18 protein-coding genes are annotated in these 22,301 nt (G+C 61.6%); 9 read left to right on the top strand and 9 right to left on the bottom strand.

Annotated elements, in window-relative coordinates:
* Positions 1–939: a transporter gene (locus PSH91_RS16765; RefSeq protein WP_047227806.1), complete on the bottom strand. Its 939-nt coding sequence runs from the start codon at positions 937–939 to the stop codon at positions 1–3.
* 206 nt (positions 940–1,145) lie between these two features.
* On the opposite strand from PSH91_RS16765, the gene PSH91_RS16760 reads away from it, so the two are divergent.
* From PSH91_RS16760 to PSH91_RS16730, 7 genes are all read left to right on the top strand, one after another.
* Positions 1,146–2,186 (top strand): AraC family transcriptional regulator, encoded by a 1,041-nt coding sequence (locus tag PSH91_RS16760; RefSeq protein ID WP_047227807.1) that lies wholly within the window; start codon positions 1,146–1,148, stop codon positions 2,184–2,186.
* 76 nt (positions 2,187–2,262) lie between these two features.
* A complete protein-coding gene (lexA, locus tag PSH91_RS16755; protein ID WP_305466253.1) occupies positions 2,263–2,880 on the top strand; it encodes a transcriptional repressor LexA in 618 nt (205 codons plus the stop codon).
* Complete coding sequence (gene imuA / locus PSH91_RS16750; protein WP_047227809.1) at positions 2,880–3,512, top strand: translesion DNA synthesis-associated protein ImuA; 633 nt, start codon at positions 2,880–2,882, stop codon at positions 3,510–3,512. Before lexA ends, imuA begins: the two co-directional genes overlap by 1 nt.
* 7 nt (positions 3,513–3,519) lie before the next feature.
* Positions 3,520–4,941, top strand: coding sequence for a DNA polymerase Y family protein (locus PSH91_RS16745; protein WP_139049648.1), 1,422 nt, complete (start codon positions 3,520–3,522; stop codon positions 4,939–4,941).
* Positions 4,938–8,015 carry an error-prone DNA polymerase gene (locus PSH91_RS16740; protein ID WP_173406787.1) on the top strand — a complete coding sequence of 1,026 codons (3,078 nt, stop codon included), beginning with the start codon at positions 4,938–4,940 and terminating at the stop codon, positions 8,013–8,015. Before PSH91_RS16745 ends, PSH91_RS16740 begins: the two co-directional genes overlap by 4 nt.
* 159 nt (positions 8,016–8,174) lie before the next feature.
* The gene (locus PSH91_RS16735; RefSeq protein ID WP_076384031.1) at positions 8,175–10,286 is read left to right on the top strand and encodes a PAS domain-containing sensor histidine kinase; all 2,112 of its coding nucleotides are present in this window, start codon (positions 8,175–8,177) and stop codon (positions 10,284–10,286) included.
* 95 nt (positions 10,287–10,381) lie between these two features.
* Positions 10,382–10,663 carry a hypothetical protein gene (locus PSH91_RS16730; RefSeq protein WP_281460028.1) on the top strand — a complete coding sequence of 94 codons (282 nt, stop codon included), beginning with the start codon at positions 10,382–10,384 and terminating at the stop codon, positions 10,661–10,663.
* A gap of 53 nt (positions 10,664–10,716) precedes the next feature.
* Here PSH91_RS16730 and PSH91_RS16725 read toward each other — a convergent pair whose 3' ends face one another.
* On the bottom strand, positions 10,717–11,238 hold the full coding sequence (locus PSH91_RS16725) for a DUF4142 domain-containing protein (RefSeq protein WP_076384033.1): 522 nt from the start codon (positions 11,236–11,238) through the stop codon (positions 10,717–10,719).
* Positions 11,239–11,455: 217 nt separating this feature from the next.
* Between PSH91_RS16725 and PSH91_RS16720 the strand changes: the two genes are divergently transcribed.
* A complete protein-coding gene (locus tag PSH91_RS16720) occupies positions 11,456–11,692 on the top strand; it encodes a YdcH family protein (protein WP_047227816.1) in 237 nt (78 codons plus the stop codon).
* 64 nt (positions 11,693–11,756) lie between these two features.
* Here PSH91_RS16720 and PSH91_RS16715 read toward each other — a convergent pair whose 3' ends face one another.
* The 3 genes from PSH91_RS16715 to PSH91_RS16705 form a co-directional block, all read right to left on the bottom strand.
* The gene (locus PSH91_RS16715; RefSeq protein WP_047227886.1) at positions 11,757–12,620 is read right to left on the bottom strand and encodes a LysR family transcriptional regulator; all 864 of its coding nucleotides are present in this window, start codon (positions 12,618–12,620) and stop codon (positions 11,757–11,759) included.
* Positions 12,621–12,894: 274 nt separating this feature from the next.
* Complete coding sequence (locus PSH91_RS16710) at positions 12,895–13,212, bottom strand: SCP2 sterol-binding domain-containing protein (RefSeq protein WP_160894175.1); 318 nt, start codon at positions 13,210–13,212, stop codon at positions 12,895–12,897.
* A 51-nt stretch (positions 13,213–13,263) separates the two neighbouring features.
* The gene (locus PSH91_RS16705; protein WP_047227818.1) at positions 13,264–13,974 is read right to left on the bottom strand and encodes a histidine phosphatase family protein; all 711 of its coding nucleotides are present in this window, start codon (positions 13,972–13,974) and stop codon (positions 13,264–13,266) included.
* Positions 13,975–14,203: 229 nt separating this feature from the next.
* Between PSH91_RS16705 and sohB the strand changes: the two genes are divergently transcribed.
* On the top strand, positions 14,204–15,235 hold the full coding sequence (gene sohB, locus PSH91_RS16700) for a protease SohB (RefSeq protein ID WP_047227819.1): 1,032 nt from the start codon (positions 14,204–14,206) through the stop codon (positions 15,233–15,235).
* 202 nt (positions 15,236–15,437) lie between these two features.
* On the opposite strand, the gene PSH91_RS16695 is transcribed toward sohB, so the two are convergent.
* From PSH91_RS16695 to metH, 4 genes are all read right to left on the bottom strand, one after another.
* Positions 15,438–15,932, bottom strand: coding sequence for a DUF934 domain-containing protein (locus PSH91_RS16695; protein WP_047227820.1), 495 nt, complete (start codon positions 15,930–15,932; stop codon positions 15,438–15,440).
* A complete protein-coding gene (locus PSH91_RS16690) occupies positions 15,916–17,574 on the bottom strand; it encodes a nitrite/sulfite reductase (protein ID WP_047227821.1) in 1,659 nt (552 codons plus the stop codon). The genes PSH91_RS16695 and PSH91_RS16690 overlap by 17 nt, the downstream gene beginning before the upstream one ends.
* 538 nt (positions 17,575–18,112) lie before the next feature.
* A complete protein-coding gene (locus PSH91_RS16685) occupies positions 18,113–18,331 on the bottom strand; it encodes a DUF2970 domain-containing protein (protein WP_047227822.1) in 219 nt (72 codons plus the stop codon).
* A 113-nt stretch (positions 18,332–18,444) separates the two neighbouring features.
* Positions 18,445–22,155 carry a methionine synthase gene (gene metH / locus PSH91_RS16680; RefSeq protein WP_047227823.1) on the bottom strand — a complete coding sequence of 1,237 codons (3,711 nt, stop codon included), beginning with the start codon at positions 22,153–22,155 and terminating at the stop codon, positions 18,445–18,447.
* Between the last annotated feature and the right edge of the window lie 146 nt (positions 22,156–22,301).

Raw genomic sequence — 22,301 nt, 5'->3', positions numbered from 1 at the left:
TCACAACGCAAACGGAATACTGATCTTGGCCCAGAGCATTTCGCCTTCGGGGCGGTTCTCTACGTTGAACTCCTTGGCCCAGCGGATCTCGGCGCTGGCGTATTTGAGAAAGGTCAGGTGCAGCGCCGGACCGATGGCGAACACCTGGCCGCGCACGCCGTCATCCACGTCCTGACCGGCGAACTGCACGGTGCGGCCGTATTGTTTGTCGTCGGTGGTCTGCTTGAGGTAGTAACCGTTGAGCCCCAGCATCACGTTGTCCGTCAGCCGGTAACTGGCGGAATAATCGAAGTGGAAAATCTGCCCTGAGCGGTAGTCGGTGTCCTTGTTCTCGCGATTGAAACTGTAAGTGCTTTTCATCGACACCTCGGTGTTTTCCGTGGGCAACCAGGTGAAGGAAAACAGCGGCTTGTAGGTGTAGAAATTGGTGCTGGTGTTGGCCAGGCGGTCGGTGCTGTATTCGCCGGTCGGCACGGTGATTTCCAGTGCGGCGGCCAGGGTCAGGTTTTTGCCCATGTCCCACAGCACGATGGGCGAAATGGTGGTGTCGCCCATGCCTTCGCGAGTGTCCTGCAGGCCGAACACCGAGATTTCCTGTTTGATCCAGGGCTGGCCAACGTAGATACCCAGGCGTCCACCGGCCACCCGCAAAGGGCTCAGGTAATCGATCCGGGGGACCACCGCCGTGGATTCGATTTCGACATCCGGGACTTCGCCGCCCAACGAACTGATGTTGAATTTCCTGGCCTTGTAATGGTTGTAGTAGAGGTTGAACGCAAACATGTGGTCGGGAAGGTTGTCGACGTCCAGCGGCAACACGAAGAAACCGTCGGTGCCGGTGCCGATGTTATCGACTCCGGTTTCGGTGGCCAGGGCCGGCAGGGCACAGGCCAGGCCGAGGGTCAGTTGCAAGGCGAATGTCGTGCGGGTCGGGTTCATGCGGGGGCTCATTATTATTGTTGGAAATGCACCAAAGGTCCGAGCCATACAAATAAGCCGTTCGCCGCCGGTAGGGCAGGGTATTGGCGGCCACACAGGGGACATGGGCGGCCAGATTTTTGTGCCCCTCTATACGCTGGGTCATGCTAACGTTTATGAAACAACCGGTTACAAAAACGCCGCCTAACGTACCCCGGAACCCGCCCATGCAGATGAAAGTCATCGACCCGACCTATGAACTGGCGCTGGTGTCGCCGTTTCTTTTGCAAACCTTGGCCGACGTGGTGGCAGACCAGGGTTTCGATGCCGCCAGCCTGTGTCGCGGCCTTGGTTTCGGGCTCGACGATCTGCAGGATCCTGCCCAGCGGATTTCCTATCGCCAGGCCGTGGTCATGATCCAGCGGGCGCTCAAGCTGTTGCCTGATCGGGGCCTGGGCTTGTGGGTTGGCGATCGCAATGTATTGGGTACCCTGGGCCTGCTGGGCCACGTGTTGTCGCTGTGCGAAACCCTGCGCGATGTCTTTGCCCTGGGGATTCGGTATCAACACACCACCGGCGGTATCGCAGTCTCGAGTGTTGAAGAGGCCAGTGACCGGATCATGGTCGAGGCGACTTGCCGCCTGCCTTTTGCCGAGGTCCAGGTCTTTGCGGTCGAAGAGTTTTTCGCCAGCCTGATGGTGTACGGCAGGGCGTTGGCAGGGCCTGACTTCAGGCCCCAGGCCGTGGAGTTCATGCACGCTGCGCCGTCTTATGCCCAGGAATACCAAAGGGTCCTGGGGCCGGATGTGCGTTTCGGTTGTCGTCACAATCGCATGCTGATCGATGCCTGCTGGCTCGGCGTACGCCTGCCCAACCATCACCCGCTGGCCTTGCGTCAGGCCCTGGCCTTGCTGGAACAGGAGGCCACTGAGGTCCATCGCAAGATCGATCTGATCCAGGCGGTGGAGCGGGCGATTGCCCGGGACCTGACCCGTGGCAGCCACATCGAGAAAATCGCCAGCGACCTCAACATGAGCAGCCGCACCCTGCGCCGACGCTTGACGGAGCACAACCTGACCTTCGAAGCCTTGCTGGAACAGGTGCGTCGTGGCCGGACCCTGAACCTGCTGGCCAACCCCGACTGGTCCATCGAGCGCATCACCGAAGAGGTCGGCTACAGCGATGTGCGCAGTTTCCGCCGGGCGTTCCGGCGCTGGACCGGGATGAGCCCGAGCGCGTTTCGGACCGAGGGGTCGACACCGGCTTAGCCGGGACGGTCAATGGTCGGCTCCCTGTGGTTGACTGACTGGCGGTGCTTGTCAGAAAAAACCGACAAGAGTACAAATGTACTCCATGACGACTCTCACCCCCCGCCGTACCGCCATCCTGACCTTCATCCGCGAACGCATCGCCGAGCAGGGCCAGCCCCCCAGCCTCGCTGAAATCAGCGAGGCGTTCGGTTTCGCCTCCCGCAGCGTGGCGCGCAAGCATGTGCTGGCGTTGACCGAAGCCGGTTTCATCGAAGTCAATCCGCACCAGGCCCGGGGTATTCGCTTGCTGAACCAGCCGCCGCGTCCCGAGCTGCTGGACGTACCGGTGCTGGGGCGGGTGGCCGCCGGCCTGCCGATCGGTGCGGATGCCGAGGTCCACAGTCGCCTGATGCTCGACCCGGCGATATTCACCAAGGCGCCGGATTACCTGCTACGGGTCCAGGGGGACTCGATGATCGAGGATGGCATTCTCGACGGCGACCTGGTGGGCGTGCAGCGTACGCCCCAGGCCTCCAACGGCCAGATCGTCGTGGCGCGCCTGGACGGTGAAGTCACCATCAAGCGCTTCGAGCGAATCGGCGAGCGGATACGTTTGCTGCCGCGCAACCCGGCCTACCAGCCGATCATTGTCGAAGCCGACCAGGACCTGGCCATCGAAGGCGTGTTCTGTGGCTTGCTGAGGCAAGGCTGATGGGCGCTGTCGTTGCGCTGGACACGCTGTTCAACGGTGGCCAGGTCTGGAAGGGCCGGCCCGCGCCCCCGGCTGCCAGCCCGCAGCCCACCGGTCATGCGGCCCTGGACGCGGCGTTGCCCAGCGGTGGCTGGCCGGAAGCGGCGCTGACGGAACTGCTGGTCGCCGCGCCGGGCGTGGGCGAGTTGCAACTGGTCTGGCCAACCCTGGCGCGGCTGACGGCGGCGGGGGAGCGGATCGTGCTGGTGGCACCGCCATTCGTGCCCTATCCCCAGGCCTGGCAGAACGCCGGGGTGGACCTGCGCCAGTTGTCAGTGATCCGGGCCGATGAGCGCGACGCCTTGTGGGCCGCCGAACAATGCCTGCGTTCGGGCAGTTGTGGCGCGGTGCTGTGCTGGCCCCGCCAGGCTGATGATCGCGCCCTGCGCCGCTTGCAAGTGGCGGCGGAAACCGGCCAGACCCTGGCGTTCGCCTGGCGCTCGATTCAGGAAGCCATCAACCCCTCGCCGGCGGCCCTGCGCATCGCCATCGATGGCCGGCCAGGGCAATTGCGAGTGCTCAAGTGCCGGGGCGGGCTGGCCCGTTCGACGCCGATTGCCTTCGCCACGCTCAGCACACCGACCGAGCATTGAGGTTGCGATGCGCTGGGTCTGCATACTCTTCCCGCAACTGGCGCTGGACGCCGCGCTGCGTCAGCGTCCCGATCCCGACGAGCCCTTGGCGCTGTTGACCGGTCCGGCCCAGCGCCGGGTCCTGCAAGCGGTCAATGACCCGGCACGGGCCCTGGGTTTGCGCCCCGGCCAGACCATGACGGCCGCCCAGGCCCTGAGCAAAGGCTTTGCCACGGCCGAATACGATGCGGCGCAGATCGAACACTGGCAACAGTTCCTGGCGGCCTGGGCCTACCGTTTCAGCTCCCAGGTCAGCGTGCATTACCCGCGCACGGTGGTGTTCGAGATCGAGTCGAGCCTGGGCCTGTTCGGCCCCTGGCCGGTGTTCGAGAAGCGCCTGCGGGCCGAGCTGACGCAACTGGGATTCCGGCATCGCATTGTCGCCGCCCCCAACCCGGTGGCGGCGCGGGTGTTGGCCAATGCCTACGACGCCCTGGTGGTGCCCGATATTGAAACCCTGCAAGCCTGCCTGGGGCAGATGCCGGTGGAGCGTATCGGCCTGGAACCCGACGTCGCCACGGCACTGTCACGCATGGGGCTGCGCCAGTTGAGCCAGGTCCAGGCCTTGCCCCGACACACCCTGGCGCGGCGTTTTGAGGCCCAGGTGCTCAAGCATCTTGACGCGCTGACGGGCAGCCGCACCCTGGCGCTGTCGTTTTACCTGCCGCCGGACCGTTTCGATGTGCGCATCGAGCTCAATTACGACGTGCAATCCCACCAGGCGTTGTTGTTTCCGTTGCGCCGGTTGACCGGTGATCTCTCGGCTTTCCTGTGCGGTCGCGACAGCGGCGTGCAACGCTTTGACCTGCACCTGGAACACGCCGGGTTGCCGGACACGCTGATCAAGGTCGGCTTGCTCAGCGCCGAGCGGGATCCTGCGATGCTTTTCGAACTGGCTCGTGGTCGGCTGGAACAGGTGCAGGTCGAGGCACCGGTACGTGGCTTTCGCTTGTGTGCTGAAGACCTGCCCAGTTTCGTGCCCCAACGCCTGGAGCTGTTCGACGAGCGCCCCCAGCAGTCCTTGCCTTGGGAGCAATTGCGCGAGCGGCTGCGGGCCCGGCTGGGGGACGACGCAGTGCAGGGCCTGGGGTTTCGCGATGACCATCGGCCTGAATGTGCCTGGCAGATGACCTCTCAACGCCAGGCCCTGGCATGTCCGGTGCGCGAGGGCGTCCGGCGTCCCGGCTGGCTGCTGGACGAACCCCAGGCCTTGCAGGAGAGCCAGGCGCGAATCCTCATGGGCCCGGAGCGCATCGAGTCCGGCTGGTGGGACGGCGCCGACGTGCGCCGGGATTACTATCTGATCGAAACCCGCGCTGGCCAACGGGGCTGGGCCTATCGACCGGTGGGCGAGGGTGGCCCGCTGTGGCTGCAGGGCTGGTTCGCATGAACATCGAATATGCCGAGCTGCATTGCCTGTCGAACTTCAGTTTCCAGCGCGGTGCCTCCAGCGCCCTGGAGCTGTGCCGTCGTGCGCAACAACAAGGTTACAAGGCCCTGGCAATCACCGATGAGTGCACCCTGGCCGGGATTGTCCGAGCCTGGCAGGCTGCCAGGGAGCTGGACCTGCACTTGATCGTCGGCAGTGAGATCCAGATCGAGAACGGTCCGAAACTGGTGCTGTTGGTGGAGAATCTGCAAGGCTATCAAGCCTTGTGCCGGCTGATCACCCGCGCCCGCCGCCGCAGCGAGAAAGGTCGCTATCGCATCGTGCGAGAAGACTTCGACGAGCCCTTGCCGGGGTTGCTGGCGTTGTGGGTGCCCGGTGACAACGATTCCGAAGAGCAGGGGCGCTGGTTGCGGAAGATATTCGCCGAGCGCTTGTGGCTGTCGGTCCAGTTGCATTGCGGGCAGGACGACCGGCGTCGGCTGGCGGACTTGCTGGCGCTGGCCGAGCGTTTGGACCTTCCGGCCGTGGCCACGGGAGACGTGCACATGCATGTGCGCGGCCGGCGCGCCCTGCAGGACACCATGACCGCCATCCGACACCACGTCACGGTGGCCGAGGCCGGCCAGCGCCTGCACCCCAACGGCGAGCGCCACCTGCGCAGTCTCCCGGCCCTGGCCGAAATCTACCCGCGCGCCTTGCTCGACGAAACGTTGAACATCGCCCGGCGCTGTACGTTCGACCTTGGCCAACTGCGTTATCAATACCCCCGTGAACTGGTGCCTGAGGGGCATGATCCAGCGTCCTGGCTGCGGGAATTGACCGAACGCGGTATGCGCGAGCGATGGGCCAAGGGTGTGGAAGACAAAGTACGGGTACAAATCGATAAAGAACTGACTCTGATCGCCGATCTGGGCTACGACAGCTATTTCCTGACCGTACAGGACATCGTCAGCTTCGCCCGCAGCCGCAATATTCTTTGTCAGGGGCGTGGCTCGGCGGCCAACTCGGCGGTGTGCTACGCCTTGGGGATCACCGAAATCGACCCGAGCCAGACCAGCATGCTGTTCGAGCGATTCCTGTCCCGGGAGCGCAACGAACCGCCGGACATCGACGTCGATTTTGAACACGAGCGTCGCGAAGAAGTGCTGCAGTACGTGTTCCAGCGCTATGGCCGCCATCGTGCGGCATTGACGGCGGTGGTCAGCAGCTACCACGGTGCCGGCGCGGTGCGGGACGTCGCCAAGGCCTTGGGCTTGCCGCCGGATCAGGTCAACGCGCTGGCCGACTGTTGTGGGCGCTGGAGTGACGAGGCACCGCCAGTGGATCGCCTGCGCGAAGGTGGCTTCGACCCGGACAGCCCGGTGTTGCGCCGGGTCCTGAGCCTGACCCAACAACTGATCGGTTTTCCCCGGCATCTGTCCCAGCACCCTGGCGGCTTCGTGATCTCCGAACAGCCTCTGGACACTCTGGTGCCGGTGGAGAACGCCGCTATGGCCGAGCGCACCATCATCCAGTGGGACAAGGACGACCTGGACGCGGTCGGGTTGCTCAAGGTGGATATCCTGGCCTTGGGCATGCTCAGCGCAATTCGTCGCTGTTTTGATCTGATCGCGCAGTACCGCGGCCAGCACTACACCTTGGCGACGTTGCCCAAGGACGACGCGGCCACTTACGAGATGATCACCCGCGCCGACACCATTGGCGTGTTCCAGATCGAGTCGCGCGCACAGATGGCGATGTTGCCTCGGCTCAAACCCGAGTCCTTTTATGACTTGGTTATTGAAGTGGCCATCGTGCGACCGGGGCCGATCCAAGGCGGGATGGTGCACCCGTATCTGCGGCGTAAAAACAAGGAAGAAGCGGTGACTTACCCCTCCAAAGCGTTGGAAGAAGTGCTCAAGCGCACCTTGGGCGTGCCCCTGTTTCAGGAGCAGGTCATGCAGATCGCCATCGTTGCGGCGGATTACAGCCCCGGCGAAGCTGACCAGCTGCGTCGTTCCATGGCTGCCTGGAAACGTCACGGCGGCCTGGAACCGCATCGGGAACGCCTGGCGGCGGGGATGGCGAAAAACGGCTACACCGCCGAATTCGCCGCGCAGATCTTTGAACAGATCAAGGGGTTCGGCAATTACGGTTTTCCCGAGTCCCATGCCGCCAGCTTCGCCTTGCTGACCTACGCCAGCAGTTGGCTCAAATGCCATGAACCGGCGGCGTTCGCCTGTGCCCTGATCAACAGCTGGCCCATGGGGTTCTACAGCCCGGACCAGATTCTGCAGGATGCCCGCCGGCATCAGTTGCAGATCCGCCCGGTGGACGTGCGCGCCAGTGACTGGGATTGCAGCCTCGAACCCATGGAAGGCCGACAACCGGCGCTTCGCCTGGGTTTGCGCATGATCAAGGGCTTTCGCCAAGAGGATGCCCATCGTATCGAAGCGGCCCGCCGGCATCGGCCCTTCAGTGACGTGGCCGACCTTGGCGAGCGCGCGCAACTCGATGCCCGGGCCCAGGCGCAACTGGCCGACGCCGGTGCCTTGCGGGGCTTGGCCGGTGATCGTCATCGCGCTCGCTGGGAGGTGGCCGGGGTACAGAAACAGCTGGGCTTGTTCGCCGGTTTGCCCAGCCAGGAAGAACCGCCCGTGGACCTGCCAAAACCTACGGTGGGGGAGAATCTGTTCGCCGATTACGCCAGCGTCGGTACGACACTGGGCCCCCATCCACTGGCTTTGCTGCGCCCCGAACTGCGCGCCCGGCGCTGTCGCAGCTCGCGGGAGCTGCAGGATGTGGAGCATGGCCGCAACGTCAGCGTCGCCGGGCTGGTCACCGGCCGCCAACGGCCAGGTACGGCCAGCGGCGTGACTTTTGTCACCCTGGAGGATGAGTTTGGTAACCTCAACGTGGTGGTCTGGCGCGATCTGGCCGAGCGCCAACGCAAAGCGTTGGTGGGTTCGCAATTGCTCAGGGTCGACGGGCGTTGGGAAAGTGTCGGTGAGGTTCGTCACCTGATCGCCGGCCGCCTGAGCGACCTGACCGAGTTGCTGGCGGGTATCCAGGTGCATAGCCGCGATTTCCGCTGAACCCGGCTGCCACACAGCAAGCATGTCGCCAGCCCGGACAGGTTTGCATCATGACCTGCCCATGAAACCAAACGCCAGCGCAGCGCTCGAAGCTCTGAGCACAAGGGACTTGTGGTATGCCGATTCCCTGCTGGCATTTTCGAGGTTCAGAATCGACTCATGCAGTTCTTATCCCAGAATCATGGATGCCCCGGTTGGGGCGGTGAAATGGCCGGGCGTATCCGGTCGTTCGATTGGAGCCAGACCGAACTGGGTGCCATCGAGCACTGGTCCGCCAGTCTGCGCAGCGCAGTCCAGGTGCTGCTGGCGTCGCCTTTGCCGATGGTCATGTTGTGGGGCCGTCAGGGCTTCATGATCTACAACGATGCTTATGCCGAGTTCGCCGGCGGGCGCCATCCGTACCTGCTGGGCTGCGCGGTAGAGTTGGGCTGGCCGGAAGTGGCCGAATTCAATCGTCACGTACTGGATGTCTGCCTGGCCGGTGGCACCTTGTCCTATCGCAGCAAAGAGCTGGTACTGCTACGCAATGGCAAGCCTGAAGATGTCTGGATGGACCTTTATTACAGCCCGGTGCCCGACGATGATCAGTCTCCGGGCGGCGTTTTGGCGATCGTCGTGGAAACCACCGAGCTTGTGCTGACCGAGCGTGCCCGCCAGGAGGCCGAACGCAGCTACCGCGCCGTCAACGAGCGCATTCAGTTGGCCCTCTCGGCCGGGCCACTGCTGGGGTCGTTTGTCTGGGATATCCAGAACGACACACTTTCCGGCGATGAGCGTTTTTCCCGCACGTTCAATTACCCGCCAGACACGCCTCTGGATGCACTGCCTGTCGAGATTGCCCGCCAGAACATCCACCCCGATGACCTGGAGGAGGTGAACCGGCGGGTCGAACTGACCTTGCGTACCGGAACCCCCTACAACGCTGAGTATCGGGTGCGTCGACTCGGCGGTGATTACCTGTGGGTGCTGGCCAGCGGCCGATGTGAATTCGATACGTTGGGCCGGCCGTTGCGTTTCCCCGGTGTGCTGATTGATATCAACGAACGCAAGGCGGCTGAAGCCTCGCTGCTCAAGTTCACCCGTGATCTGGAGCAGCGTGTCGCCGAGGAAGTGCATGCGCGGTTGACGGCCGAAGAGCAGTTGCGCCAGTCGCAGAAACTCGAAGCCATTGGCGGACTCACCGGCGGTGTGGCTCATGACTTCAACAACTTGCTGCAGGTGATCGCCGGCAACCTGCACCTGTTGGCTCGCCACGAACCGCACAACGCCAATGTGCAGCGGCGGGTCAGTGCCTCCATTGAAGCGGTGGAACGGGGCGCCAAACTGTCCTCGCAATTGCTGGCGTTTGCCCGCCGCCAACCGTTGTCACCGGCGGTCTACAACCCACGACGAATCTTCGACGGTCTGGGCGAATTGTTGCAGCGGGCCTTGGGCGAAACCATCCAGATCGAAGTGACCTTGCCCGCCGAGCCCTGGTGCATCCACGTCGATCGCAATCAGCTTGAAAACGCTTTGCTGAACCTGGCGATCAATGCCCGCGATGCCATGTGTGGAGAGGGCACCATCGGCCTGATCGGCGAAAACATCGTGCTCGACGAATCGTCCTGCGCCGGTAAAGACATTCCGGCCGGTGACTATGTGCGCCTGTCGGTGATCGACCGCGGCGCGGGCATGCCACCCGATGTCCTGGACCATGTGTTCGAGCCGTTTTTCACCACCAAGACTGACGGCCAGGGCACCGGGCTTGGGTTGAGCATGGTGTTCGGGTTCGTCAAGCAAAGTGGCGGGCATATCGAGATTACCAGTGACGTGGGAGAGGGCACGCGAGCACAGATGTATTTCCCCCGCAGTCGGCAACCTGAAACAGGTGAAGAGGCCCCACACAGCCCGCTTCTGACTGGTGGGCAAGAGACGATTCTGGTGGTGGAGGATAACGAAGAGGTGCGCAGCGCGTCGGTGGAGCTGCTGGAACAGTCCGGTTATCGGACCCTCACGGCCGCCAATGGTGACGAGGCCATGAAACTGCTGCTGGAGGGTGTCGTGGTGGACCTGATCTTCACGGATGTGGTCATGCCCGGGCTGATCAAGAGTTCCGACCTGGCCGCTTGGGCTAAGGTGCAGTCACCACCGGTACCGGTGCTGTTCACCTCGGGCCACACCCGGGACATCATCTCCCGCAACCACCAGTTGAGCCCCGACACTCATTTGCTGAGCAAACCCTACGGCTCGGACGCGCTGACCCGGATGGTGGGAACCGTGTTGGGGCGCTGAGCGCGGCACCGTAAACAAATGGAACCGAAGCCGCCATGCCACCTTCAAATGACCATGACCGGTCATCAATCCGGCCTGTCATGAATGAGGTGCCTATGAACCAAGATCCTGCAAACACCCAGCAACAAGGCCAGACGCAGGCCCCGTCACCGCGCAATGATCCGGCTATCGATCCTCAGGTTCCGACCGAGCCCGCGGGCACCCAGCCAGTAAGCCCGGCTGGGGCAGGCCAAGCCCAAAGCGCCGACAGCGAAGTCGATCAAAAAAATCACCACCAGGACAACGACAACACCTTCAGCCCTGGCTTCAAGCCTGACCCGGACCGCCCGGAATCCGGTGAGAGCACTGACGCCGATATCGACACCGATGGCGGCTAGCAGAGCCTAGAAAAAGCCCGACTCGATGGTCGGGCTTTTTCAGGTTTCAAGCTTTATTTGCTCGGATGGGCTGCCTGGAGTTTCTTGGCCATCTGCAGATGTTTTTCCAGGTCTGGAAGCATTTTCTGCGCGAACGCCTTCAGCTCGGTGTTGCCGGGCTTCTTGTCGTCAGTGACGGTCTCGGCTTCTTTCTTGAACAGGGCAATGGTTTCTTCGTGGGCCATCACCTGGTTGTTGGCGTAGGCCGCATCAAACGATTCCTCGCGCATATCGAGAATCTTGGCCTTGGCCTTTTTCACCAGCGTGGTTTCGTCCGGCACTTCGATATCGTGTTTTTTCGCCAGCGAGATCAACTCCTCGTTGGCTTTGGTGTGGTCGGAAATCATCATGTTGGCGAATTCCTTGACGTCCGCCGAACTGCTTTTTTCCAGGGCCAGTTTGCTGGTTTCGATTTCCGCGATACCACCGGCCGCCGCGTTGTCGACGAAGTCGCTGGAAGTCGCGGCCCAAGCCATTCCCATACTGGTGCTCAAGGCAACTGCCAGGCCGAGTTGACGCAGGTTGAATCCGTCCATAGGTAAGTCTCCACACAGGTTGTACAAGGGACTTGTGTCGTCCTGTTCAATGGAGAGCGGCGGGCGGACAAAGGTTTGATTGCAAAGCGGTGCGGTACGACGAACGGTCACCGCTGGTCGGATTGACGGTCGACAGAACCCCGTTGGCGAGGCCATTCTGATAGTCGACGAGCGCCGTAGAAGGCGTTAGCCATCGTTCTACCAAAGGAGGTGTTCCATGCCGGTGATCCACGATTTGTGCCAGGATCTCAACTGCACAAAAGACGACATCCAGCAAAAGCGCAGCGAGAATCCCAGGCTCGACTCGTTACTTCTCAAGTATTCCCAAATAGATGCCGAAGTGGTCGACGCCGAGAAACCGTCCTCCGCGGCACTGTCCGATGTTGCCCTGAAGACGCTCAAGGAGAAACGTTTGCAGGTCAAGGACGAGATCGCGCAGTACTTGCAGGGATAGTCCTAGGGCCGGGCTGTCGGTGAGGAGCCCTCTGCTTGCAGGAGGGCTTTTTTCGGCAGACTCGTCAGGTCAGCGGGTCCCAGCGCTGGGACCAGTCGCTGCCGGTCGTGACGATCTGGCGCAGCACTTCGAACGCTTGCTGCAACGCCGCCGAATCCCGATCCCTGGAGTACACGAGGTAAGTCGGGTAGTTGAATTCCGGCGCCTTGGGCACCCGCTCCAGGATGCCGCTGTCCAGATAGCTCTGCACCACTCGGGTCCGGAAGTAGCCGCTGCCGCCGTTCTCCAGGATGTACTGCAGGGCCAGGGGGCCGAGGTTGAACGTCACGGCCGCCTTGGCCTTGTCCGGCAGCGCAGTGTCGTGCTGACGACGGAAGTCGGCACTCCAGTCGATGTACACGTAGGGCTCTGGACGGGTCGCCAGGCGCACCAGGATCAGTTTCTCTTCCAGCAACTGTTCCACTTGCAGCCTCGGCCAGTATTCGGGCTGATACACCACGGCGGCATCCAGCAGGCCCAGTTCCAGTTGTTGCAGCAGTTTTTCGCCATCGCGGATGTCCATGCGCAGGGCATGGCCGGGGATTTTATGGCGCAGTTCCTCGGCCCAGGCGAGCATCAAGGGGTTGCATAGACTGACCTCGCCACCGAGGTGCAAAACGTTGCGAAAGCCTTCGGGCAAGGGCAGGTCTCGGCGGGCCGCTTCCCAGGTCTGCACCAGTTGATTGGCATACACCACGAACGTTTCACCGTCGGCAGTCAGGCGCGCGCCGGCACGGTTGCGCACAAACAGCACGCAGCCAAGCTGGCTTTCAAGCTTCTGGACTCGCGCCGTGATAGCCGTCTGGGTGACGTGCAGCTTGTCGGCCGCGGCGGCGAGGCTGCCGTGGCGGACGATTTCCAGAAAGGTGCGGGCGAGGTCGATGTCCATGGTCAGGCCGATACGGGGAAAGCGGGGATTGTACGATACCTGCGAACTACCGCAGGGTCCTTTGCTGAATGTACCGGCGCTATCGCGAGCAGGCTCGCTCCCACAATTGCTCCGGGTGATGAGGATTGAGCATCGCCCCAGATCCCCTGTGGGAGCGAGCCTGCTCGCGATAGCGATGGACCGGCCAGTGGAAATGCTCAAGTAAAAACACAAATCCCGCCACAGAGGCGGGATTTGTTTGCAGCCAAGGCGCCCGTAGAAAGGGCAAGCAGACTCAGGCCGGGAACAATTCGGACAGCTTCATCGACAGCATCATGTCGCCTTCGACGCGCAGCTTGCCGCCCATGAACGCTTGCATGCCGTCGGTATCGCCGCTGACGATGCCCTTGAGGGTTTCGCTGTCCATGATCAGCGTGCAGTTGGCGTTCTCATTTTCGCCTTCTTGCAGCTCACAGGTGCCATCCTTGACGATCAGGGCGTAGTGCTTGTCTTCGTCAGTGATGTTGAAACCAAATATCAAGTCCAGGCCGGTAGCGGCGTCTGGGTTGAACTTGGCTTTCATGGCTTGTACGGCGTCGGCTACGGAGGTCATGGTTTCGATCCTTATTTGGGTTATACAGCAAGGGTCTACAGTGATCCGGACTCAGCGAAAGGTGATGAGGTCCGGGGCCTTCAGCAGTTGCAGGTGGGCATGACTGTTGAAGGAAGCCAGGGCCACCTCGCGGCCCCTGAATTTCAGGTGGTTGAGCGAGGTGTTGACGATTTGCCAGTTCAGTTCGAAGGCCTGCCGCGCAGGCATCTGGGTGATCAGGTGGAGCAGGGCGGTGATGGTCCCGCCGGAAGTGAACACGGCGATTTTCTGGGAATTGTCGGCTTGCTCCAGAATGCGCTGCAGGCCGGTCTGCACGCGTTCGACGAAACCCAACCAGCTTTCCAGTTCGGGCGGGTCGTACTGGCCGCTGAGCCAGCGCTCGATGATCAACGCGAAGATGCGCTGGAACTCGGCGCGGTTCTGTGCGGCATTGCGCAGGATGTACAGGGCTTCGGGTTCCTGGGGCAGCATGTCCGGCAGCAGGGCGCGGATCACCGCGTCGGCATCGAACTCATTGAACGCCGAATCGATCTCCAGCCCGGGAACCGGCAGCCCGGCGGCGGACATCTGGCCCAGCGCACCTGTGGCGGTATCCTGCTGGCGACGCAGGTCGCCCGAGAGGCAGCGATCGAACACGACACCCAGTTCGGCCAGATGGCTGCCCAGCACTTGTGCCTGGCGTACACCGTTTGGCGAAAGGACATCGTAGTCGTCCGCACCAAAGGAGGCCTGGCCATGTCGAATCAGATAGATACTGCCCACGTCCGCGTCATCCCGGTACGTTGAAGGTTTGGCGAGGTTATGAGGATGGCGGTGAGCTGTCAATGAAAAAACATACGCTTGTTTGAAATGCCCGTTACAGCCTTGTCCAGCTACGCTCCCGTTAAGGTAACCACAGGTTTCACGGCTGGTCGTGGCGCAGGCGCATGGGTATGCTGAACGTGTTGAGTGCCCGCCCTTGAGCGGCGTTTTGAATTTATTAGGAGCCATCGTGGAGTTTTTCATCGAATACGCCAGTTTCCTGGCCAAGACCGTGACGCTGGTGATCGCCATCCTGGTGGTGCTGGCCAGTTTTGCTGCCCTGCGCAGCAAGGGCCGGCGCAAGTCTGCCGGCCAGTTGCAGGTGAGCAAACTCAACGACTTCTACAAGGGACTGCGTGAGCGCCTGGAGCAGACGCTGCTGGATAAAGACCAGCTCAAGGCCCTGCGCAAGACCGAAGGCAAGGCTGAAAAGGCCGCCAAGAAACACAAGGACAAGCCGGCGGCCAAGCCTCGGGTATTCGTGCTGGATTTTGACGGTGACATCAAAGCCTCGGCCACCGAGAGCCTTCGTCATGAAATCACCGCATTGCTGACCCTGGCGACCCCGAAGGATGAAGTGGTGTTGCGCCTGGAAAGCGGTGGCGGCATGGTCCACAGCTACGGTCTGGCCTCCTCGCAACTGGCCCGGATCCGTCAGGCCGGCGTGCCGCTGACGGTGTGCATCGACAAGGTCGCGGCCAGCGGCGGCTACATGATGGCGTGCATCGGCGAGAAGATCATCAGCGCGCCTTTTGCCATTCTTGGCTCCATCGGCGTCGTGGCCCAGTTGCCAAACGTCAACCGTCTCCTGAAGAAGCACGACATCGATTTTGAAGTGCTGACGGCCGGTGAATACAAGCGCACGTTGACGGTGTTTGGCGAAAACACCGAGAAGGGTCGGGAGAAGTTCCAGGAAGACCTGGACATCACCCATGAGTTGTTCAAGAACTTCGTGTCCAACTACCGTCCGCAACTGGCCATTGATGAAGTGGCGACTGGCGAAGTCTGGCTGGGCGTCGCAGCATTGGACAAGCGCCTGGTGGACGAGCTGAAAACCAGCGATGAATACCTGGCCGAACGAGCCAAGAGTGCCGAGCTGTACCACTTGCACTACGCCGAGCGCAAAAGTTTGCAGGAGCGTATTGGCATGGCGGCCAGTGGTTCGGTGGACCGGGTGCTGCTCAGTTGGTGGAGCCGCCTGACCCAGCAGCGGTTCTGGTAACGGCTAACCCTGTGGGAGCGAGCCTGCTCGCGATGACGGTGGTTCATCCAGCATCACCTGCTCAGGCGAGCCGCTATCGCGAGCAGGCTCGCTCCCACATTGGGTTCAGGGTGAGCTGAAGATCAGGTTCCGCACCAATCATCCATCCATAAAAAAGCCCTGAACCGGAACACCCGGATCAGGGCTTTTTTTGTATCAGGTTTCAGCGACGACGAAACAACGGCAACGGTTCGTCAGTGGCAGCCTGGTAGGTCACCGAGAAATCCTTGAGGCTTTCGAGGGCTTCAAAGGGGTCCTTGTCGGCGCGCAAGGCAAAGGCGTCGAAACCGCAACGGCGCATGTAGAACAGTTGGTCGCGCAGCACATCGCCAATCGCCCGCAATTCGCCCTTGAAGCCATAACGCTCACGCAGCAGGCGAGCGTTGGAGTAGCTGCGCCCGTCGGTGAAGGCCGGGAAGTTCAGGGCGATGACCTGGAACTGATTGGCGTCATCACCGATTTCCTCCGCCTCTTCGTCGGCGTCCAGCCACACACCCAGGCCGCCATCGCGGGCCTTGAGGGCGTGAGCATGATCGCGCCACAGGGCCAGGGGCACGATCAGGTCGTCGCAGTTGGAAATACCATCGAGGGTCGCGTCCTTGGGCAGCAGGTGCCAGGTTTCGTCGATAACCTCGTCGTTCTTAATTATTCGCTGCATAGACGCGTTCCTTGAAGAGGTCGATGCCGATACGTTGATAAGTGTCGATGAAACGCTCGTCTTCGGTACGTTGTTCGATGTAAACGTCGATCAGCTTCTCGATCACGTCAGGCATGTCGTCCTGGGCAAACGATGGGCCGAGGATCTTGCCCAGGCTGGCGTCGCGGCTACCGCTGCCGCCCAGGGAGACCTGGTAGAACTCCTCGCCTTTCTTGTCCACGCCCAGGATGCCGATGTGGCCGACGTGGTGGTGACCACAGGCGTTCATGCAACCGGAAATGTTCAGGTCCAGCTCGCCGATGTCGAACAGGTAGTCCAGGTCGTCGAAACGACGCTGGATCGACTCGGCGATAGGGATCGACTTGGCGTTGGCCAGGGAGCAGAAATCGCCGCCCGGGCAGCAGATTATGTCGGTCAGCAGGCCGATGTTCGGCGTGGCGAACCCTTGCTCGCGCAACTCGCCCCACAGGGTGAACAACTGGCTCTGTTCAACGTCCGCCAGGATGATGTTCTGTTCGTGGGAGGTGCGCAGTTGACCGAAGCTGTAGCGCTCAGCCAGGTCGGCCACGGCGTCCAGCTGCTTGTCGGTGATGTCGCCCGGCGCGACGCCGGTCGGCTTCAGGGACAGGGTCACCGCGACGTAGCCCGGTTTCTTGTGGGCCAGGGTGTTGCGAGTGCGCCAACGGGCGAAGCCCGGATGTTCTTTGTCGAGCGCGGCCAGCTCGGCGTCCTGGTTGCTCAGGGCCTTGTAGTCCGGGTCGACGAAATGCTTGGCTACGCGATGGACTTCGGCTTCGGTCAGGGTGGTCTGGCCGCCGCGCAGGTGAGCCATTTCGGCTTCGACCTTTTCGGCGAACACTTCTGGCGTAAGGGCCTTGACCAGGATCTTGATCCGCGCCTTGTACTTGTTGTCACGACGGCCGTAGCGGTTGTACACCCGCAGGATGGCGTCGAGGTAGCTCAGCAGGTCCTGCCATGGCAAGAACTCGTTGATGAACGCGCCGACCACCGGCGTACGGCCCAGGCCGCCGCCCACCAGCACACGGAAGCCCAGCTCGCCGGCGGCGTTGTAGACCGTCTCCAGGCCGATGTCATGGACTTCAATGGCCGCACGGTCCGAGGTCGAGCCATTGATGGCGATCTTGAACTTGCGCGGCAGGTAGGCGAATTCCGGGTGGAAGGTGGTCCACTGGCGAACGATCTCGCACCAGGGGCGCGGGTCGATCAACTCATCGGCCGCGACACCGGCGAATTGGTCGGTAGTGACGTTGCGCAGGCAGTTGCCGCTGGTCTGGATCGCGTGCATCTGCACGGTGGCCAGTTCAGCCAGGATCTGGGGCACATCTTCCAGGGCCGGCCAGTTGTACTGGACGTTCTGGCGGGTACTGATGTGGGCATAGCCTTTGTCGTAGTCGCGGGCAATCTTGGCCAGCATGCGCACCTGACGCGAGGTCAGTTGGCCATAGGGCACCGCTACGCGCAGCATCGGGGCGAAGCGCTGGATATACAGGCCATTCTGCAAACGCAGAGGGCGGAATTCTTCTTCGCTCAGCTCGCCTGCCAGATAGCGTCGGGTCTGATCACGGAACTGCTTGACGCGGTCCTCGATGATCCGCTGATCGTACTCGTCATATACGTACATATAAGTCTCGTTCTCAGGCTTGGGCCGATCAGAAACAGCTGCGTGTTGGCTCGCTGGAATCGGATTCTGCCTCGGCAATTCTGCGCGCACGGCCGCGCACTCCTACAGGAGCCGGTGCAAGATACCTGTTTTGAGTTATGCGCAAAAGTGATGTTTGAGTATATGTAAAGAACCAAATCGACTAATGGGATTGATTATTGCCTAACCCACATTTGTCGTGCGGGCAATCATCGTCTTAACTGTGGTCGAGTCCCTATGCAATCACCTACAAAACCGACAAGAGGCGATGCAATGAGCAATCCGACCAAAGCAAGGAAAAGCGACAGTACTGTTGATGCCTGGGCCATTTTGTTCCTGATTATCCTGGTGGTGGGCACCGCGGTGTTCTGGGTCAGTCACCAATAGAGTGGTGGTGAAAAAACTGTGGGAGCGAGCCTGCTCGCGATAGCGGTGGTTCAGTCAGCCATGAGGTGACTGACAAACCGCTATCGCGAGCAGGCTCGCTCCCACAGGGGGGTTATGTGTGTCGTAGACAGATTTACAACCCCGCCAGATGCACCACCAGCTTGACGATGCCAAACAGTGTCAGGGCGAAGATCACCGTGAAGGCGATGCCCAATACCACGAAGTGACTCGGCTTGCCGTGGGTGAAGTCACGGGCGCGATTCTTGCCGCTCTGCACGCCGAAGGCGGCAGCCAGCACACTGTGCACCATCTGCCACAGGGTCGGCGGCTTGTTGTCGATCGGATCGTCCATAAATCCCTCGTCTGCCATGGGTTTGGAACAAGCATAGACAAAAGATCGCAACCTGCGGCAGCCCCTACATCAATACACAAAACCCTGTAGGAGCCTGCGATCCTTTAAGGCTCTTAGTTGTCGTAACCCAAATTCGGCGCCAGCCAGCGCTCAGTCACGCTCAAGTCCTGGCCTTTGCGCGCGGTATAGCTCTGGACCTGATCCTTGTCGATCTTGCCCACGGCGAAGTATTGCGCCTGGGGATGGGCGAAATACCAGCCGCTGACGGCTGCCGCCGGGAACATGGCGTAATGCTCGGTGAGGAATACGCCGCTGCGTCCAGCTTTCAGTTCGCTGGCCTCGGGGTCGAGCAGGCGGAACAAGGTGGCCTTTTCGGTGTGATCCGGGCAGGCCGGGTAACCGGGGGCAGGGCGGATGCCGGTGTATTGCTCCTTGATCAGGGCGTCGTTGTCCAGGCTTTCGTCCTTGGCGTAGCCCCAATGCTCCTTGCGCACCTGCTGGTGCAGCCATTCGGCGCAGGCCTCGGCCAAGCGGTCGGCCAGGGCCTTGACCATGATCGAGTTGTAGTCGTCGCCGGCTTCCTGGTAGGCCTTGGCGACTTCTTCGGCGCCGATGCCGGCGGTGGTGATGAAGCCGCCCACGTAGTCGGTCACACCGCTGTCCTTGGGCGCGACGAAGTCGGCCAGGGAGAAGTTCGGCTTGCCATCGGTCTTGATGATCTGCTGGCGCAGGTGATGCAGGCGGGCCAGTGGCTTGCCATCCTCGCCATAGACTTCCAGATCGTCGTCATGCACCTGGTTGGCCGGCCAGAAGCCGAACACGGCGCGGGCGCTGATGAGTTTCTCGTCGATGAGCTTGCGCAGCATCGCCCGGGCATCGGCGTACAGGGCAGTAGCCGCTTCTCCGACCACTTCGTCGGTGAGGATGCGCGGGTACTTGCCGGCCAGGTCCCAGGAAATGAAGAACGGTGTCCAGTCGATGTATTCGGCCAGGACGTTGAGGTCAATGTTGTCCAGCACCTTGGCGCCGGTAAAGGTCGGCTTGACCGGCTGGTAGCTGCTCCAGTCGAACTGCGGTTTTTTCGCCACGGCGGCCGGGTAGCTCAAGCGTTCGGTACGGGCGCTGCGGTTGGCGGTGCGCTCGCGAACGTCGATGTACTCCAGGCGGGTTTTCTCGACGAATGCCGGCTTGAGTTCCTTGGACAGCAACTGGGTGGCCACGCCCACGGCGCGCGAGGCGTCGGTGACGTAGATCACCGCGTCGTTGCTGTACTTGGGTTCGATCTTCACTGCCGTGTGGGCCTTGGAGGTCGTGGCGCCACCGATCATCAGGGGCAGGTGGAAATCCTGGCGCTGCATCTCGCGGGCCACATGCACCATCTCGTCCAGGGACGGAGTGATCAGGCCGGACAGCCCGATGATGTCGCACTTCTGCTCCTTGGCCACCTGCAGGATCTTCTCTGCCGGCACCATCACGCCCAGGTCGACCACGTCATAGCCGTTGCAACCGAGCACCACGCCGACGATATTCTTGCCGATGTCGTGGACGTCGCCCTTGACCGTGGCCATGAGGATCTTGCCCTTGGCTTCTGGCTTGTCGCCTTTTTCCGCCTCGATGAATGGAATCAGGTGGGCCACGGCCTGCTTCATCACCCGGGCGGACTTCACCACTTGGGGCAGGAACATTTTGCCGGCGCCGAACAGGTCGCCGACGATATTCATGCCGGCCATCAACGGGCCTTCGATGACTTCGATCGGGCGGGCGAACGACAGCCGCGATTCCTCGGTGTCTTCGACGATGTGCGTGGTGATGCCCTTGACCAGCGCGTGTTCCAGGCGCTTGTTCACTTCCCAGCCACGCCACTCTTCGGTTTCCGCTTCCTTGACGCTGCCGTCGCCCTTGTACTTGTCGGCGATGGCGAGCAGGGCGTCGGTGCCTTCAGGCGTGCGGTTGAGGATCACGTCTTCCACCGCGTCGCGCAGTTCCACCGGGATCTGGTCGTAGATCTCCAGTTGGCCGGCGTTGACGATACCCATGGTCAGGCCCGAGCGGATTGCATAGAGCAGGAACACCGAATGAATCGCCTCGCGCACCGGGTTGTTGCCCCGGAACGAAAAGGACACGTTGGACACGCCACCCGAGGTCAGCGCATAAGGCAGTTCGTCGCGGATGTAGGCGCAGGCGTTGATGAAATCCACGGCATAGTTGTTGTGCTCTTCGATACCGGTGGCGACGGCGAAGATGTTCGGGTCGAAGATGATGTCTTCCGGCGGGAAGCCGACTTCATTGACCAGGATGTCGTAGGAGCGCTTGCAGATTTCCTTCTTGCGCGCTTCGGTATCGGCCTGGCCGGCTTCGTCGAAGGCCATCACCACCACGGCGGCGCCGTAGCGTTTGCACAACTTGGCGTGATGGATGAACTGCTCGACGCCTTCCTTCATGCTGATGGAGTTGACGATGCCCTTGCCCTGGATGCACTTGAGGCCGGCCTCGATCACTTCCCATTTCGAGGAGTCGATCATGATCGGCACCCGGGAAATGTCCGGTTCACCGGCAATCAGATTGAGGAAGGTCACCATGGCCTTCTTCGAATCGAGCATGCCCTCGTCCATGTTGATGTCGATCACCTGCGCGCCGGCCTCGACCTGCTGCAGGGCCACTTCCAGGGCTTCGGTGTAGTTGTCTTCGCGGATAAGGCGGGCGAACTTGGCCGAACCGGTGATGTTGGTCCGCTCGCCGACGTTGACGAACAAGGAGCTGCGATCGATGGTGAACGGTTCCAGGCCCGACAGGCGGCAAGCCCGCGGGATCTCCGGAATCTGGCGCGGTGCGTAGCCGGCCACGGCCTTGGCGATGGCTTCGATGTGCGCCGGGGTGGTGCCACAGCAGCCGCCGACGATGTTCAGGAAGCCGCTTTGGGCAAACTCTTCGATGACTTTGGCGGTGTCCACCGGCAGTTCGTCGTATTCACCGAATTCATTGGGCAGACCGGCGTTCGGGTGCGCCGATACGTGGGTGCTGGCCTTGTTCGACAGTTCTTCGAGGTACGGGCGCAGTTCGCTGGCACCGAGGGCGCAGTTCAACCCAACGGAGATCGGCTTGGCGTGGGCGACGGAGTTCCAGAAGGCTTCGGTGGTCTGGCCGGACAGGGTGCGGCCGGACGCGTCGGTGATGGTGCCGGAGATCATGATCGGCAGTTCGACGCCTAATTCCTCATATACCCCTTGCACGGCGAAAATCGCTGCCTTGGCATTGAGCGTGTCGAAAATGGTTTCGATGAGGATCAGGTCGGCGCCGCCTTCGATCAGGCCCTTGGTGGCCTCGGTGTAATTCTCCACCAGCTCGTCGAAGGTCACGTTGCGGTAGCCGGGGTTGTTCACGTCTGGCGACAGCGAGCAGGTGCGGCTGGTCGGGCCCAGCACGCCGGCTACGAAGCGCGGCTTGTCCGGTGTTTCCAGGGTCTTGGCGTCGGCGACCTTGCGGGCCAGGCGCGCGCCTTCCAGGTTCAGCTCGTAGGCCAGGCCCTGCATGCCGTAGTCGGCCTGGGACACCTGGGTGGCGTTGAAGGTGTTGGTTTCCAGAATGTCGGCACCGGCATCCAGGTAGGCTTTTTCGATGGCGCCGATCACATCCGGACGGCTCAGGACCAACAAATCATTGTTGCCCTTGACGTCGCTCGGCCAGTCGGCGAAACGCTTGCCACGATAGTCCTGTTCCTCAAGCTTGTAGCTCTGGATCATCGTACCCATGCCGCCGTCGAGGATCAGAATGCGTTCCTTGAGGGCCTGCTGGAGAAGATAAAGGCGAGCGCTGCGATCGGACATAGGACTACCTGGAAAAAGACCATTACGAAGGCGGGGATGATAGCAAACCTGTACAGGATTTGATCATGGGTGGCTTTTGCATGAATCCTGCTCATGTTTGCATCGCGATGGCGGCCCGGTAGAATCGCCGGATTATCTCTTAGGGA

Source organism: Pseudomonas sp. FP1154 (assembly GCF_030687245.1).
Taxonomy (GTDB): Bacteria; Pseudomonadota; Gammaproteobacteria; order Pseudomonadales; family Pseudomonadaceae; genus Aquipseudomonas; species Aquipseudomonas rhizophila.
This window is presented reverse-complemented; position numbering and strand designations above follow the sequence as displayed.